Here is a 16,049-nt window from a genome sequence, read left to right as displayed (position 1 = left end):
CTGCCAACCTGAAAACAGCTTTGTTATTTTAATTCCAAACCTGCGATCGCGGCGATGGTTGGGAATGCTGCTCATTATCACCCCTCCCCATTTGAGACAGTTCATCGTAATTGGGGATCGTGGGCTGGAGACTGGGGAATGGTTTGAGATTCAAAGGTGGATTCATCCAGTCCAAAGGTGGATGAACGAGTATTTGATCTGGATTCATCCAGTCCAAAGGTGGATGAACGAGATTCTAACTCTCCTTCATCCTCAATCCCTAATCCCCACTCACTGAGACAACCGCCAAATCTTAATCGTGTTATCTTCACTACCGCTAACAAGGCTTTTGCCATCAGGAGTGAAGGTAACAGATGTGACGGTGTTGGTGTGCCCCGCCAATGTGAGAATTTCTTCTCCTGTTGCTGTATTCCACAGTTTGATAGTGCGATCGCGGCTACCACTAGCAACAATTTTACCATCGGCACTGAAGGCTACGGATGTGACAGTGTTGCCATGTCCCGCTAGGGTGCGAAGTTCTCTTCCGGTAGCTAAATTCCAAAGTTTGATGGTGCGATCGCGGCTAGCAGTGGCTAAAGTTTTACCATTTGGGCTAATAGCCACAGTTGTCACTGTTTGAGAATTTCCTTCTAGTGTGCGGATTGGGTATCCTTTTGCTAGATTCCAGATTTTGATCGTCTTGTCAAAACTGCCACTGGCCAAAAGCACGCCATTAGGACTGATAGCTACTGACCGCACCCAGAATGTATGCCCTGCTAGTGTCCGAATTTGCTCTCCTGTTGCCAAATCCCAGATTTTAATCGTATTGTCATCACTGCCAGTAACTAGAGTCTCACTATCAGCACTGATGGCTAGGGCATGAACTGAGTCAGAATGCCCTATAAGAGTGCGAATTTGTTTGCGTGTTGCCAGATTCCAGATTTTAATGGTGTTGTCATCACTGGCACTAACCAGAAGTTTGCCATCTGGACTAATTACCACGACATTCACCTGCTGAAAATGCCCGTTGAGTGAAGCGATTAGTTTTCCGGTTGCGAGATTCCAAAGTTTGATTGTGCGATCGCCACTGCTAGCTATGGTTTTACCATCAGGGCTGATGGCGACAGATAAAACTGAGTTTTCGTGTCCTTGAAGGGTGTTATCCAAGGAAACCTTACCCAAGCTAATCTGACTCAAAATCGCGTCATTTTTACCAGGATTATTTTGTTGAATCAACCTAGAAACCAAACTAGTTTGAATCCGGCGAAAATTTTTATACCAAGATTCGCTGAATCCAAACAACAGAATGAAAGCACTTACCAAGATTATAATTCTCAGTAAGGGAGAACTTTTTGGTAAAACTGGTGCTTTAGTTGGTGGTAATTTCCCCGATGACTTACCCGCCGGAGGCAGGGCGAGGAGTTGTTTGGGAGTCAAGTCTCTCAGGACTTCTTCGGCTGACTGGTAACGTTCCTGGATATCTTTTTTCAAAAGCTTGTCGATGACAAAATCCAACTCAGGATTTAATGGACTCCGCAAATATTCCCGCCAATTACTTACCCAGGCGTACCCAGATTCCATCCACAACTGAAACGGGGAATTTCCCGTTAGCAGATGAAAGCAGGTAGCCCCCACACCGAACAAGTCGCTGGCGGGGAAAGCTTTGCCATCTCTAATTTGTTCTAGGGGAGAATAACCATGTGAACCAATGGATGTGCCAGATTTCTGCTGAACTTTGGCGGTAAATTGTTTTGAGGAGCCAAAATCAATCAGGCTTAATCGTCCATCATTTTTATTGCGGATAATATTTTCTGGCTTGATGTCTCGGTGAATAACTTTGCGATCGTGGATAAATTTGAGGATGGGCAGTAAGTCTAGCAAAATAGATTGAATGTCTCTAGCGTTATAAGCCTTGCGCTGTTGCAACTCCTTTAACAAATTATCTCCATTAATAAACTGCTGCACCAAATATAGGCAGCCGTCTTGCTCAAAGTAAGCTATCAAAGTCGGAATTTGGGGATGTTCCCCAAGGTCTTGTAGTCGCTGCGCTTCTTGGGCAAACAACTCCATCGCCTTTTTTTGCGACCAAGTTCCTTGGAATTTTGGAGCTAATTGCTTGATAACACAGCGTTCATGGAGTTTATCTACGTCTTCTGATAGATAGGTTCTGCCAAATCCCCCCTCATCTGAAAGGACTCGGATGACACGAAAGCGATTTCTTAAAAGTGACACCAGCGGGGTGCTACAACTTTGGCAAAACTTCTTTCCATTAGGATTCAGGGGATTTGAGCAATCGGGATTTAAGCAGCAGATCATGATCTGACAGGCGCGACTGCATGACAACTTAGGCTAAGTTTGCCCCGAACTTTCCCTTAAGATAATTGACTCTCGCTTACTTGTGGTAGATAAACCCTGTTCTGGGGATTGGGGAATTACTTATATAGTTAGCTTTTGTAAATAGTAGTCAGTCTTCCTCATCTGTGGAAAACTACGAGAGCCATAAGATTAATTATTCTATCGATTATATAATAATCTAAATAAAAATGTTTTTTGAAACTTTTAAACCTAGTAATTTTGCTTGTATCTTGGCAAGCGATAGCTGACTAAGTATTGAAGATAAACCCTGATTAATGAATCATTACTGACTATCAAATATAGTTAAAATGCTTACTAAATTTGTTTTAACTATTTTAAATTGCCCATAATTAATTATTCATTTGATACTTTAGCTAAAAAAGGCTGCAATAGACAGCAGATTTCAAGTTGTTGAGGTACACAAGCTAAGTATGTTACCCAGGTATAAAGCTTGTTTTACTCCTGAATTCTGAATTCTGAATTCTGAATTCTGCTGTATGTTATCTTGTTTCCTTGAATCTAGCTCTCCATTTCCGAATGGCACTAGCAGTTCTGGCTACAGGTGGCATGTATACATCATAATTTTCGTGTTGTGTAATTTCATGTTGTGTAATTTCGTGTTGTGTAATACTTTTATTATTTAATTTTTGGGTAGTTAGACAGTTAGCCAAAGTAGGCAAATAAGTTTCATTACTTAAAGCTTTCATCACTTCATCGGCATTCTTAAACCGATCCTCTAAGGTGATTTTCACCATTTTTCCTAAAATCTGGGCGAAACTGTTGCTGATATTTACCTGTTTTTGCCAAGATATTTCACCACTATTTGGGTCGTAGTCCAATTCTAAAGGACTTTTAGCAGTCAACATATAAATACAAGTTACACCCAGTGCATAAATATCACTGGCATAAACTGGACGTAGAGAAAACTGTTCTGGTGGTGCAAATCCCCTAGTCCCGATAAAGTTGGTATTTACAGCTTGATTGATTGAGTTTTCACAAGCATCAACTAATTTCTCTTTCACCGCACCAAAATCAATCAGCACTATGCGCCCATCATATTCACACCGCAATAAATTCTGAGGCTTAATATCCCGATGAATTACATGATGTTTATGAAGATACTGTAATACAGGTAATAATTCCTGTAAGAACTGCTTAACTGAGGCTTCACTTTTGGGCCCAGTTTGCCGTACTTCTCGCGCCAAAGTCAAACCCGGCACATATTCTTGAATTAAAAAGAACTCCCCATTCGCCTGAAAGTAGTCTAATAGCATGGGAATTTGCGAATGACTACCGAGTTGCCCCAAAGTTCTGGCTTCTTTTTCAAAGCGCATACATGCCCTTTGCCAACTTTGGGGACTAGTCACTTTTGGGCAAAGCTGTTTAATAACACACAGTGGATTCCCAGGTAATACGGCATTTTTGGCTAAAAATGTCACACCAAAACCACCTCTACCTAAAATTTGTAGTATTTCATAGCGATCGCGAAATAGCCGTTTGGAACCACAAATGTGACTCAACTGAGTTTGTTGTGAAATGCTCTCTTGAGAATTCGTTGTTTTTTGAGGAAAACGATTCATTAGTATAAAGTATCTGCTTTTAAATGTCTCTAATTCTATGACAATTCTTTATTGGCAACAGTAAGATTACTGAATCTTTGCCAAATCCTCATTACTCTTCAAAAAGTAAAAATAAATTTTTGTAGAACTGGCCCTTTTACGGATGTGTCACAAGCTAATTTGTAGTTTGTTAGAGGTGAAAGTCTGTTGCGTGGGTACTTGTAACAATTTTGTATGAAGATGCACATAATAAAACCCCTCTAGTTTAGCAAAAGGGGGACGGCATAGCCGGGGGTAAAAATATGTAGTTTCACACTTAGTACATTTATGATATTTTTTTTGACTATACAGCAGATTTCAAACTAGTGAGGTACACAACGATTCGTCTGTTAGCCGGGTATAAAGCGTATTTTACTTTTGAATTCTGAATTCTGCTGTAAGTACCTAAGCTGGTGGAGTTTGTGAAGAGAAAATATCTGTGAGATTCTCCTCAACCAGCAAATCTGGTGTTTGCATAATAAATGGGAGTTCGGCTCCCACAAGGCCTCTTTGGATGCGTTCTAAAGTCTCACTAAAAACGATAAACAGAGGATATATAGCATTAGCTCCCTCACTCAAAATATGACTGTGACGGAGAGGCATCAACCACTCATAATCATTGTCTAGATAAACTTGGGTTTGTCGCCAACGTCCTAACAAATCAGAAAAGTCTTCGTGAGCGCGATGAATAAAGACTAAAATTTCTGCTCCAGTTTTGATTTTCCACTCTGGATCGCACATCAAAATTGCCACATCACAGGGTAAGCAAATCGTTTGTGGGGCTGTTGTAGCATTATTGCGAAGCCGGACAATTGGCAAAGGTATAGTGATGACACTTTCATCTGGACGGCGCAGACTGGGAATCATCTCCAAGTATGGCCGATATTGCTTTAGTAAGGCGATCGCAGCTAGATGATTGCTGTACTCTGCCAAACTCGCTTCGTACTGAGATTTTTGCACAGTCATAATTTATTAAATAGTGAGGAGTTAAAAGTTAATAATAAAATTAATCAGTTAGGAGCTAAAAGTTAGGAATAAAAAATTTTAATTTCTAACTCATAACTTCTAACTCTTAACTATTAATCCTTTATCCCAGCTTTTCAAATACCGCAAACATCGGTAGATACATTGCTAGCAAAATGGTTCCCACCATTCCTCCTAGAACTACAATCATCACCGGTTCCAAAATACTGGTCATTGCTTTTACTGCTTGCTCGACTTCATCTTCATAGAAATCGGCAACTTTCATCAACATTGCATCTAATTCTCCAGTTTCTTCCCCGATACTAATCATTTGAATTGCCATAGCCGGAAAAACGGCATCTTTTTGTAAAGCAATGCTAATCATGCCTCCTTGTTGAATCTCCATACGGGCTGCGTCTATGGCATTGGCAATCACTTGGTTTCCTGATGTATCTCGGACAATTTCTAAGCAAGTTAAAATTGGTACACCTGAACGAGTCAAAGAACCAAAAGTTCGGCTAAAGCGGGCAACTGAAGATTTTTGAATTAAGTCACCAAACAATGGCATTTTCAGAGATAAACGATCAATTGTGATGCGACCAACAGGAGTTTTACCATATTGTGTAAAGGCAAATTTTAGTCCTATAAGAGCAGCAAGTAGGACGAAAGCACCCGGACTTCTCAAAAACTTACTAGCATCCATCAAGAATTGCGTTAAAGGTGGTAATGAGATTCCAATTTGTGTAAAAATCGTGGCAAAAATGGGAATCAGAAAAATAGTCATGCCCAGAAAAATAGCAACTGCGATAAAACCCACGACCGTTGGATAAGACAGTGCTGATTTAATTTGGTTCTGTAAACGGGCAACATCTTCTAACAACTTGGCTAAACGATTCAATACTTCGTCTAGAACACCACCAACTTCGCCAGCTTGAATCATACTCACATATAATCCATCAAAGCAGTCAGGATGCTTTCGCATTGCCTCTGAAAGATTCATTCCGCTTTGAACATCAGTACTAATCTCCACAAGAGCTTGTTTCAATTTAGTATTACTACACTGTTCGGAAAGCACCCCCAGACTTCTAACGATCGCAACTCCCGCATTCATCAAAACGGCAAATTGGCGCGAAAAAACGGCTTTGTCTTTTACAGAAACCTTAACTAAGGAATTCTGGAATTTTTTAAAGGCAACATCTGGCTGAAATCCCTGAGATTGCTTGAGTTCTTGAACTACAAAACCTTGATCTCTGAGATTAGTACGAGCTTGTACCAAGGATTCAGCAACAATTTTTTCTGTTCGGGATTTTCCTTGTGAATCGCGAACACGGGCAACATAGTTTGGCATAAATAAATTCAAAATTCAAAATTCAAAATACTCAAGGGGATGAAATATTCTTCATCTCCCCTATCCCCAATTCTTTTAATGTGCTTTGGCAGCCGCACCGGGTCTAGCACCGGCGGTAGCTTGCGGTGTAGAATTACCAATTAGACGTTGAATTTCATCTGGCTTAGAAGTCTTAGACATTGCCGCTTCAAAGGAAATCGTTCCTGCTTTATAAAAATCAGCTAAAACCTTCTCCAGAGTTTGCATTCCCAATTTGCCGCCAGTTTGAATCGCTGAGTAAATTTGAGATGTTTTGCCTTCTCGAATCAAGTTGGAAATAGCAGGAGTGACTATCAGAATTTCTTGAGCCATCACCCGACCATATTCACCGGGTTTAGGGTTTTTCTTAGACACCAAGGTTTGGCTAAATACACCCACCAATGAGTTAGACAACTGCACCCGCACTTGGGTTTGTCTTTCATGGGGAAAAACGTCAATAATCCGGTCAACTGTTTGGGCGGCAGAACTAGTGTGTAGCGTGCCAAATACCAAGTGTCCTGTTTCTGCTGCGGAAATCGCCAAAGAAATCGTTTCCAAATCGCGCATTTCCCCCACCAAAATAATATCTGGATCTTCCCGCAAGGCTGCTTTCAAAGCATTAGCAAAGCTCTTAGTATCTTCTCCTAGTTGCCGCTGGTGAACTAAGCTTTTAATTGGTTCATAGACAAATTCAATCGGGTCTTCCACCGTTAAAATATGCTCTGCCTTGGTGCGGTTAATCAAGTCAATCATTGCCGCTAGAGTAGTTGTCTTGCCGGAACCTGTAGGGCCTGTCACCAGAATAAGTCCTCTGGGCTTATCGCACATTTCTCGCACGATATCTGGCAGCCCTAATTTTTCAAAATTAGGAATCTTAGAACTTAATGCTCGTAAGCAAGCAGCATAAGCACCACGCTCTTTATAGACATTGACCCGGAAACGAGCCAAACCTTTGACACCATAAGAACAATCCAACTCCCAAGTCTGCTCTAAGGTTTTACGCTGGGTATTGTTGAGCATACTAAAAATCAGCCTTTGACATTGATCGGCTGTCAATACATGCTCACCGATAGGGGTAAGTTTGCCACTGATACGGAAGTAGGGAGGCAAACCTGCGGATAAATGCAAATCCGAGCCACCCATTTCAATCAACTGCTCCATCAAATCTTCAATCATCATTTCCATAGTTCTGCTTCCTTTTAATGTTTTTTATTTGTCAGTTGTTTAAAGTTATTAAGCATTCACCAATGACCAATGACTAGTCTTAAAACCGAGCTGTCATACAGTAAGGACAATCCAGCCATTCTTGTTTCAATGTGGCATCGCAACTCCGACAGGTAAGACCAGTCTTGCGTTTGGCTTTTAACTCTGCTTCCAAACCAGTATCAGTAAACGTCACTCGTTCTACTTCTTCTAGAGTGGTGGAACCTTCACGCACTAAGTCCAAACTGTAAGCCAGCAAGGTTTTCATACCCTCTTCTATTGCCACTTCCTTGATGCGTTCCGTTGGTGCATCTTCGTTGATCAGAGTTTGCAGGTTTTCGGTGACTCGCATGACTTCATAAACACCACAACGCCCTTTGTAGCCGACCCCATTACATTTTGGGCAAAGCTGATTTTTGGCTTTGGCATCTGCGATCGCATCTAATGTCAAGGTGTTAGCTTTATAGAAGGTGACTCCCACATCAGAGGAAGCTGATAGACCATAACGAGCTAGTTCTTCAGTTGTGGGAGTGTAGGGAATGCGACATTCAGAACATACCCGCCGCACCAAACGTTGAGCTAGAACGCCAATTAGGGAACTAGAAACCATGAAAGGCTCAATCCCCATTTCTCCCAAACGAGCGATCGCTCCTGGGGCATCATTGGTATGTAAAGTAGTTAATACTAAGTGACCGGTCAAGGCAGCTTCAATCGCTGTTTTTGCCGTTTCCTTATCCCGCGTTTCACCCACCAATAGCACATCTGGATCTTGTCGCAAGAAAGCCCGCAGAGCAGTAGCAAAATCCAGCCCTTTTTCCCGAATCACCTGTACTTGCGTAATCCCTGGAAGACTGTACTCAATTGGGTCTTCTACAGTACTGATATTAATTCCGGGATCGTTCTTTTCTGAAAGTGCAGAATACAGCGAGGTTGTTTTCCCGGAACCAGTTGGCCCAGTTACCAAAATTAGCCCAAAGGGACGGCTAACCATATCCTGGACAATATGTAAAGTCTCTGGATCGGTAATTAACTTATCTAATCCCAGTTGGGTGGAGGAGTTATCCAAAATCCGCAGTACCACCTTTTCCCCGTAGCGGCTAGGCAAGGTATTCACCCGGAAGTCCACCTTACGTCCCTCAAACATCCGGCGGATACGTCCATCTTGGGGTAGACGGCGTTCGGCAATGTCTAGATTGGAGATAATTTTAAATCGGGCTGTCACCGCCGGGATGATTTTTTTCGGTAGGGGATCGAAAGCTTCCTTCAGTACGCCATCCTTCCGAAAGCGAATGCGTAAGTTTTCTTCTTGCGGTTCGATATGAATGTCAGAAACGCCCTCATGTAAGGCTTTAGCCAGAATTCTATTAACTAGGTTGATAACTGGGGCATCCTCCGCACCCTTCATCGCTGCCCCTAGATCGGCCTCCATTTCTTCAGGAGCATCCGAAATATCGAGATTTCCGAGGTTTTCTAAATCCTGATTAATATCTGTAAACTTTTCTTGTTCCAGATGCTTCTGCTTAACAGCCATTTCATCCAGATATTGGTTGATTAGCTGCTGGTAATCTTCCTGGGTAATCACCATACGCTGCAAGGCCAAGCCTTGGGGGCGTAAGATGCGGTTCAGGTCATCGGAAGCCTCTAGATTATCTGGAGCAACCATCGCCACTAAAACTGAGGGCGGGGTTTGGTCTTCGTGTTTCGACAGTGGTACTAAACGATGGCGACGGCAGATATCGACTGGGATGAGGGTTTCAATCAGGTTCCCCATCATCGTGTTGCCAACGGAATTGACTTCTGGATCTAGAAATTCAACTCCGTATAGTATTTTCAGTTCAAATAGTTGCTGTTTTTTGTATTGCCTAAGCAACTCAGGCGATAGTTGTTGCCCAGTGATTGACTCTAATACTTCTGTTAACGGTCTGCCAGATTTGCGGCTTTCAATTAATGCCAGCCTCATCTGTTCGGTATTGGCATAGCCAGATTGCACTAGCTTGTTGCCGAAGGGCGAAAACTCTGTTCTAGTAGTTAGAGCGGTACTGCGCCGTTGTGGTGACGAGTAAGTCATAAATGAGCAATTGAGTAGGGGAAACCTCTGCTTAAAGTATTCCCAGGCTGTGAGACAGAATTCTCATTTCCCAAAAAAGTCCTGAATCACGTCGCTTTGCTCCAAATTCAAAATTCAAAATTAAAGATATTTTCAAATAAGATAAGGGGCGAGTCGCATTTGGCGCTATTATTGCAAATTACTCGTTCGGGTTCCCGCCTTAGTAGCGTCTGGGCTAACGTGTTCACCATTTGTCACAATAAGAGGACGGTTATATCACTTCCAGGAACTTGTCGGCAACAAAATCAGCCTCAGAGGCACGTCGTGGATGACGACGGTTGCAAGCTGTGGAGATACACTGCCATAAATAGGATCTGGAATGAATAGACAATGATCGATGAAAATAAACAGATAAACAATACAAGCCAGCAATTGGGTGAACCAACAGAGGTAAAGCAAGCAATGAAGAGTGACTTCCCAGCCCAAGTTAATTTCAATGAATCTGGCAGCGAGGCGACAGAGCAAGTGGCAGCCCAAACAAATATATCAGGCGATACTGCTACTCTCAATTCAGAAAATAGCGTCGCTGCAACTGAGAAAACTGAAGTAGAAAGGGCAGCTTTGGCAGAACTGACTCAACAAATAGAGTCTGTAAAAACGCAACTAGAAGAGCGTAGTACTCAATATATGCGGATTGCCGCTGATTTTGAGAATTACCGGAAACGCACTAGCAAAGAAAAAGAAGACCTAGAGTTACAGGTGAAGCGGAATACGATTTTGGAATTGCTGCCAGTAGTCGATAATTTTGAGCGGGCGCGATCGCACCTCAAACCACAATCTGATGGCGAAATGACCATGCACAAAAGTTACCAAGGCGTTTACAAACAATTAGTAGATAGCCTGAAGCGCTTGGGTGTATCACCAATGCGTCCCGAAGGTCAAGAATTCGATCCTAACCTGCACGAAGCAGTAATGCGGGAACCTACGGATGAACATCCTGAAGGAACAGTGTTAGAAGAGTTAGTGCGCGGATATTACTTGGGCGATCGCGTGCTACGCCATGCAATGGTCAAAGTAGCTGCTCCCAAGGAAGATACACCTTTCGCACCAGAAGATCAGTCGAGTTCAGCCAGCAGTTAAGCTGTAGTTGCTCGCCTCGCTGACCTCAAGTGCCTGGGTTATAGCAAAGACGAGCATCGCGTACCTAAAACTTGGACAAGGCTTTGGATAACTATCTGTGTTTCAACTTCTTGATTGCTACCAGCAACAGGGGTTACATAGAAGTTATCCGCTAGCCTTTGTTTTTAGCAAAAAAGTTAGTCCGCGACATACTACAGCAGAAATATTCAGTAAAAATACTGTCAAATATGGGAAAAGTTATTGGGATCGACTTAGGCACTACTAACAGTTGCGTCGCAGTTTTGGAGGGTGGTCAACCACTAGTGATCTCCAATTCTGAAGGTGGACGAACTACTCCAAGTATTGTGGGATTTGGAAAGAGTGGCGATCGCTTGGTTGGTCAATTGGCAAAGCGCCAAGCCGTAACCAATGCTGAAAACACAATTTACAGTATTAAACGATTCATCGGGCGGCGTTGGGAAGATACTGAAATAGAACGCGATCGCGTCCCCTACAACTGTGTCAAAGGTCGAGACGAGACCGTTGATGTCCAAATTCGCTCAAAAAACTATACGCCACAAGAATTATCCGCAATGATTCTGCAAAAGCTGAAGCAGGATGCGGAAAACTTTTTGGGTGAGGAGGTCACTCAAGCAGTGATCACCGTACCAGCATATTTCACAGATGCCCAAAGACAAGCAACTAAAGATGCTGGCACCATTGCAGGACTAGAAGTCCTGCGAATCATTAATGAACCAACATCTGCGGCTTTAGCTTTTGGATTAGAAAAGCAAGACCAAGAGCAGCTAATCTTAGTATTTGACTTGGGAGGCGGTACCTTCGACGTATCGATCCTGCAACTTGGGGATGGCGTTTTTGAAGTGAAGGCGACTTGTGGTAACAACCACTTGGGTGGAGACGACTTTGATAATGCGATCGTCCTTTGGATGATGGAACGTTTTCAAGAACAAGAGAAAATCGACCTTTCCAAAGACAAGATGGCGCTGCAACGCCTGCGGGAAGCAGCGGAAAAGGCAAAAATTGAACTCTCCAGTATGATGAATACCTCTGTCAATTTGCCATTTATCACAGCGGATGACTCCGGGCCAAAGCATCTGGAGATGGAACTTAGTCGCTCGAAATTTGAAGAACTCGCCGCGAAATTAATTGAAGCGACCATTGAGCCACTGATCCAATCGCTCAAAGATGCGGATCTCAAACCAGAAGCCATAGATCGGATTATTTTGGTAGGTGGTTCTACGCGTATTCCGGCAGTCCAAAACGCGCTAATTAAGTTTTTCAACGGGAAAGCTCCCGATCGCTCCATCAACCCTGACGAAGCCGTAGCATTAGGAGCAGCTATCCAAGCAGGTGTGTTGGGTGGCGAAGTCGATAATCTTTTACTATTGGATGTCACCCCTCTGTCCTTGGGAATTGAAACTTTGGGTGAAGTGTTCACCAAAATCATTGAACGCAACACCACAATTCCTACGAGTCGGTCACAAGTTTTTTCCACTGCCGTTGATGGGCAAACCTCAGTGGAAATTCACATTCTCCAAGGTGAACGGGCGATGTCACGAGATAATAAGAGTCTCGGCAAGTTTTTGCTAGCAGGAATTCCCCCATCTCCCCGTGGTGTACCGCAAATTGAAGTATCCTTTGAAATCGATGTCAACGGCATCCTGAAGGTTTCTGCCCAAGATAAAGGTACAGGTAGAGAACAGAGTATCAGGATTACCAATACAGGTGGTTTGAATAGCAACGAAGTCGAACGGATGCGCCAAGAAGCCGAACTGTTTTCCGAAGAAGATAGAAGACGTAAAGAACTGGTTGAACTCAAAAACCAAGCAGATAATTTGTTGTTCAGCTATGAATCCACCATCAAGGATAATAGCAACTTTATTGGCGAGCAGATGAAAACCTTGGCCAGTGAAAAAGTTGAACAACTTCAAGCTGCAATGATTGACTCCAGCATTTCCATAGTGGAATTTAAGCAGCGCTTAGACGACTTCCAACAAACCTTGTTTGCAATTGGTGCTGATGTTTACAATCGAGCTAACAGCCAAACTGATGAGATTGAGGAGGGTTCATCTGGTCACTTTACCCCAGAAGTAGACTCACCAATGAATGGCACGCTGATACCACAATTCAACTTTGATTTTGACGAAGAAAGTACCGCTCAAGCTGATTATGAGGCGATAGATTAGGGGTTGGGCAGGGGCATTGGGCATTGGGCATTGGGCATGGGGCATTGGGCATGGGGCATTGGGCATGGGGCACTGGGCATGGGGCATTGGGCATTGAGCATTGGTTATTCTCCTTGTCCCCTTGTCTCTTTCATCTTCCCCACTCTCCTAAGTTGCAAATTTTTATTAAGACATTTTAATATATCTAAATATTTAGCGAAGTTTCACAAGACCCCAGCGGTTTGCTAGATTGTAGAAGCAATATTACTTTGGGCTAGGCAATGTGCAAGTTCAGAGCCACTTTCATTGCATAAGGGTGGTTTTCCACACCTAATGGTGCGGCTAGCCCCTCTGGTTGATGGGCGAGGTTTTCCTCTCCTAAGTAGCACAATTGTAAAAGAGACAGCCGACTCGGCAGTGAGAAGTCTGAGCAGAGGCTTCCCCTGTTCCTAACTTCTATAGCTTTTGTCGTCTCCCACGAGGAAAGCACCTGTTGCTCAAGATTTGTCGGTGATTTTTGTAAAAGGTAAAGGGTAAAATCAGTTATTAACAAAAATTAATTTTATCTTCTGCCTGCCCTCCGGCAAGCCGCCCTCTAAAGGATAATGTGTTGCTCTTGCATATCTGTAGGCAAAACACTTAATCCATAGGGTAGCAAGTGACCGTGAATGACATTCTACTGACTTTTGCTTTCTTCCTTCTAACTTTTACCTTTGCTATATGGCCCGCGACTACTATGAAATCCTGGGTGTCTCTCGTGACACTGACAAAGAAGAAATTAAACAAGCCTATCGCCGTCTAGCCCGGAAGTATCACCCAGATGTGAACAAAGAACCGGGGGCGGAGGATCGCTTTAAAGAAATTAACCGCGCTTATGAGGTACTCTCAGAACCCGAAACCCGCGCTCGTTACGATCGCTTTGGCCCAGAGGGTGTCTCAGGTGCTGCTGGCGCGGGCTTTCAAGATGTCGGCGATATGGGTGGTTTTGCCGATATCTTTGAAAGCATTTTTAGTGGCTTTGCTGGCGGTATGGGTAATCCCACGCAACAAAGACGGCGCAATGGACCTGCGAGGGGTGATGACCTGCGGCTAGACCTGAAGTTAGACTTTCGGGAAGCGATATTTGGCGGCGAAAAAGAAATTCGCATTTCCCATCTAGAAAATTGTGAAGTTTGTAGCGGTTCTGGTGCTAAACCTGGAACCCGCCCTCGGACTTGTTCGACTTGTGGCGGATCGGCTCAAGTACGCCGTGTGACTAGAACACCCTTTGGCAGTTTCACCCAAGTATCAACTTGTCCCACCTGTAATGGAACAGGGATGGTAATTGAAGATAAGTGTGATGCGTGTGATGGTAAGGGCGCAAATCAAGTCACAAAGAAACTCAAAATTACCATTCCAGCAGGGGTGGATAATGGCACACGTTTACGCATTTCTAGTGAAGGAGATGCCGGTCAACGTAGTGGCCCTCCTGGAGATTTATACGTTTACTTGTTCGTAAATGAGGACGAGGAATTCCAACGGGATGGGATTAATATTCTCTCGGAAATCAAAGTTAGCTACCTGCAAGCGATTTTAGGTTGTCGGTTAGAGGTAGATACAGTAGATGGGCCGGTAGAACTAATTATTCCACCTGGAACTCAGCCGAATACAGTGATGAAGTTGGAAAATCGTGGCGTACCCCGTTTGGGTAATCCCGTAAGTCGTGGGGATCACATGCTGAACGTGTTAATTGATATTCCCAATAAAGTCACCCCAGAGGAGAGGGAACTGCTGGAGAAGCTAGCTAAAATTAAGGGGGATCGGACTGGTAAAGGCGGTCTAGAAGGATTCTTGGGAAATTTATTTAAGTGATGATGCCCTCTTCTGTTTTAACTCCCGATGCTCAACTTGATTTACGCGGCACCCCTTGCCCGATTAATTTCGTCCGGACAAAACTACGTCTAGAGAAAATGCCATTAGGAGGTTTGCTAGAAGTCTGGCTAGACCCTGGTGAGCCGATTGAGCAGGTTCCTGATAGTTTGACAATGGCAGGTTATCAGGTGGAACAAATTACAGACTGCACTAATTATTTTTCTCTGTTAGTGCGCCGTCCAGTTGCTGGCCAATGACAGGGGAAATTTTTGACGTAACTGGACATTTATTGGGTACGGTGGTGGCTGTACAGGCTAATTTTTACCGAGTACAGATGGATCAAGAGGCAGGGGAGCAGGGGAGCAGGGGAGCAGAGGAGAAACTGGATTTAAATGCCTCTTTGCCCTCGCCTCCTCTGCTGCTTTGTACTCGAAGAACACGTCTGAAAAAAATTGGACAACAGGTGATGGTAGGCGATCGCGTTGTGGTAGAAGAGCCAGATTGGGCTGGAGGGAGGGGAGCGATCGCTGAGGTTTTACCCCGCCAAAGTGAGTTAGATCGTCCGGCGATCGCCAATGTCAACCAAATCCTCTTGGTATTTGCCGTTGCCGATCCACCTTTGGAACCTTATCAGCTGAGTCGATTTCTGATTAAGGCTGAGTCTACTGGCTTGGATGTGCTTTTATGCTTGAATAAAAGTGATTTAATTTCACCACAAGAACAGCAAAAAGTTAGCGATCGCTTGCTCCGTTGGGGCTATCAGCCGATATTTATCAGTGTTAAAGATGGCATAAATACTGAACAAGCAGCCAGATATTTGAGCAATAAAATAACTGTAATCGCTGGGCCTTCTGGTGTAGGTAAATCCAGCCTGATTAATACACTAATTGACACGGCGAAGTTGCGAGTTGGAGAAGTTTCTGGCAAACTAGCTCGTGGTCGTCATACCACTCGCCATACAGAATTATTTGAGTTACCTAGCGGTGGAATGCTTGCAGACACTCCCGGCTTTAATCAGCCGGACATGGATTGTGTCCCAGAAGAATTAATCCATTATTTCCCAGAAGCAAGAAAACGGTTAGCAGTTGCTAGCTGTCGGTTTAGTGATTGTCTGCACCGAGACGAGCCTGAATGTGTTGTGCGGGGAGACTGGGAACGATATGAACATTATTTAGAATTTTTGGACGCTGCGATCGCTCATCAAACACAGCTACACCAACAAGCCGATCCAGAATCCACCATGAAGTTAAAAAGCAAAAGTAAAGGCAAAGGGCAGAGTCAATACGAACCCAAGCTAGAAAGTAAAAAATATCGCCGAATTTCTCGCAAGACTCAGTTACAGGACTTGCAGGAATTATATCGAGATGAGGAATAAGGAGTGC

13 protein-coding genes are annotated in these 16,049 nt (G+C 43.6%); 5 read left to right on the top strand and 8 right to left on the bottom strand.

The features are described from left to right. Positions 1-101: 101 nt before the first annotated feature. From HWQ42_RS25340 to HWQ42_RS25310, 7 genes are all read right to left on the bottom strand, one after another. The gene (locus HWQ42_RS25340; protein ID WP_292816992.1) at positions 102-311 is read right to left on the bottom strand and encodes a hypothetical protein; all 210 of its coding nucleotides are present in this window, start codon (positions 309-311) and stop codon (positions 102-104) included. Beyond that, positions 271-2,295, bottom strand: a complete 2,025-nt coding sequence (locus HWQ42_RS25335; protein ID WP_292816991.1) for a serine/threonine-protein kinase — start codon at positions 2,293-2,295, stop codon at positions 271-273. The genes HWQ42_RS25340 and HWQ42_RS25335 overlap by 41 nt, the downstream gene beginning before the upstream one ends. Before the next feature lie 539 nt (positions 2,296-2,834). After that, complete coding sequence (locus tag HWQ42_RS25330) at positions 2,835-3,914, bottom strand: serine/threonine-protein kinase (protein ID WP_292816990.1); 1,080 nt, start codon at positions 3,912-3,914, stop codon at positions 2,835-2,837. 423 nt (positions 3,915-4,337) lie between these two features. After that, positions 4,338-4,898: a hypothetical protein gene (locus tag HWQ42_RS25325; RefSeq protein ID WP_292816989.1), complete on the bottom strand. Its 561-nt coding sequence runs from the start codon at positions 4,896-4,898 to the stop codon at positions 4,338-4,340. 121 nt (positions 4,899-5,019) lie between these two features. Next, positions 5,020-6,243 carry a type II secretion system F family protein gene (locus HWQ42_RS25320; protein ID WP_292816988.1) on the bottom strand — a complete coding sequence of 408 codons (1,224 nt, stop codon included), beginning with the start codon at positions 6,241-6,243 and terminating at the stop codon, positions 5,020-5,022. A gap of 75 nt (positions 6,244-6,318) precedes the next feature. Further along, a complete protein-coding gene (locus HWQ42_RS25315; RefSeq protein ID WP_292730152.1) occupies positions 6,319-7,446 on the bottom strand; it encodes a type IV pilus twitching motility protein PilT in 1,128 nt (375 codons plus the stop codon). Positions 7,447-7,525: 79 nt separating this feature from the next. Next, entirely contained in the window at positions 7,526-9,532 is a 2,007-nt protein-coding gene (locus HWQ42_RS25310) for a type II/IV secretion system protein (RefSeq protein ID WP_292816987.1), read from the bottom strand. Positions 9,533-9,901: 369 nt separating this feature from the next. On the opposite strand from HWQ42_RS25310, the gene grpE reads away from it, so the two are divergent. Together grpE and dnaK are read left to right on the top strand one after the other, a co-directional pair. Beyond that, positions 9,902-10,651 (top strand): nucleotide exchange factor GrpE, encoded by a 750-nt coding sequence (gene grpE, locus HWQ42_RS25305; protein WP_292816986.1) that lies wholly within the window; start codon positions 9,902-9,904, stop codon positions 10,649-10,651. 227 nt (positions 10,652-10,878) lie between these two features. Beyond that, positions 10,879-12,837: a molecular chaperone DnaK gene (gene dnaK, locus HWQ42_RS25300; protein WP_292730160.1), complete on the top strand. Its 1,959-nt coding sequence runs from the start codon at positions 10,879-10,881 to the stop codon at positions 12,835-12,837. A gap of 253 nt (positions 12,838-13,090) precedes the next feature. Here the strand turns inward: dnaK and HWQ42_RS25295 are convergent, their stop codons facing one another. Continuing rightward, positions 13,091-13,369: a hypothetical protein gene (locus HWQ42_RS25295; protein ID WP_292816985.1), complete on the bottom strand. Its 279-nt coding sequence runs from the start codon at positions 13,367-13,369 to the stop codon at positions 13,091-13,093. 167 nt (positions 13,370-13,536) lie between these two features. On the opposite strand from HWQ42_RS25295, the gene dnaJ reads away from it, so the two are divergent. Genes dnaJ through rsgA form a run of 3 tightly spaced genes read left to right on the top strand, consistent with a single transcriptional unit; the run spans position 13,537 to position 16,042 of the window. Beyond that, on the top strand, positions 13,537-14,667 hold the full coding sequence (gene dnaJ, locus HWQ42_RS25290; protein WP_292730165.1) for a molecular chaperone DnaJ: 1,131 nt from the start codon (positions 13,537-13,539) through the stop codon (positions 14,665-14,667). Next, positions 14,667-14,924 carry a sulfurtransferase TusA family protein gene (locus HWQ42_RS25285; RefSeq protein ID WP_292730168.1) on the top strand — a complete coding sequence of 86 codons (258 nt, stop codon included), beginning with the start codon at positions 14,667-14,669 and terminating at the stop codon, positions 14,922-14,924. The genes dnaJ and HWQ42_RS25285 overlap by 1 nt, the downstream gene beginning before the upstream one ends. Continuing rightward, the gene (gene rsgA, locus HWQ42_RS25280; protein ID WP_292816984.1) at positions 14,921-16,042 is read left to right on the top strand and encodes a small ribosomal subunit biogenesis GTPase RsgA; all 1,122 of its coding nucleotides are present in this window, start codon (positions 14,921-14,923) and stop codon (positions 16,040-16,042) included. The genes HWQ42_RS25285 and rsgA overlap by 4 nt, the downstream gene beginning before the upstream one ends. Positions 16,043-16,049 lie beyond the last annotated feature (7 nt).

Source organism: Nostoc sp. JL23 (assembly GCF_017115065.1).
GTDB lineage: Bacteria > Cyanobacteriota > Cyanobacteriia > Cyanobacteriales > Nostocaceae > Nostoc > Nostoc punctiforme_A.
The sequence above is the reverse complement of the archived record's forward strand: the minus strand, read 5'-3'. Positions and strand labels throughout refer to the sequence as shown.

Excerpts from the sequence above, each read along its gene's own strand:
- HWQ42_RS25325 (WP_292816989.1), bottom strand. The coding sequence starts at position 4,898 with ATGACTGTGCAAAAATCTCAGTACGAAGCGAGTTTGGCAGAGTACAGC.
- HWQ42_RS25335 (WP_292816991.1), bottom strand. The coding sequence starts at position 2,295 with ATGATCTGCTGCTTAAATCCCGATTGCTCAAATCCCCTGAATCCTAAT.
- rsgA (WP_292816984.1), top strand. The coding sequence starts at position 14,921 with ATGACAGGGGAAATTTTTGACGTAACTGGACATTTATTGGGTACGGTG.
- HWQ42_RS25320 (WP_292816988.1), bottom strand. The coding sequence starts at position 6,243 with ATGCCAAACTATGTTGCCCGTGTTCGCGATTCACAAGGAAAATCCCGA.
- HWQ42_RS25330 (WP_292816990.1), bottom strand. The coding sequence starts at position 3,914 with ATGAATCGTTTTCCTCAAAAAACAACGAATTCTCAAGAGAGCATTTCA.
- grpE (WP_292816986.1), top strand. The coding sequence starts at position 9,902 with ATGATCGATGAAAATAAACAGATAAACAATACAAGCCAGCAATTGGGT.
- dnaK (WP_292730160.1), top strand. The coding sequence starts at position 10,879 with ATGGGAAAAGTTATTGGGATCGACTTAGGCACTACTAACAGTTGCGTC.
- dnaJ (WP_292730165.1), top strand. The coding sequence starts at position 13,537 with ATGGCCCGCGACTACTATGAAATCCTGGGTGTCTCTCGTGACACTGAC.
- HWQ42_RS25315 (WP_292730152.1), bottom strand. The coding sequence starts at position 7,446 with ATGGAAATGATGATTGAAGATTTGATGGAGCAGTTGATTGAAATGGGT.
- HWQ42_RS25285 (WP_292730168.1), top strand. The coding sequence starts at position 14,667 with ATGATGCCCTCTTCTGTTTTAACTCCCGATGCTCAACTTGATTTACGC.
- HWQ42_RS25310 (WP_292816987.1), bottom strand. The coding sequence starts at position 9,532 with ATGACTTACTCGTCACCACAACGGCGCAGTACCGCTCTAACTACTAGA.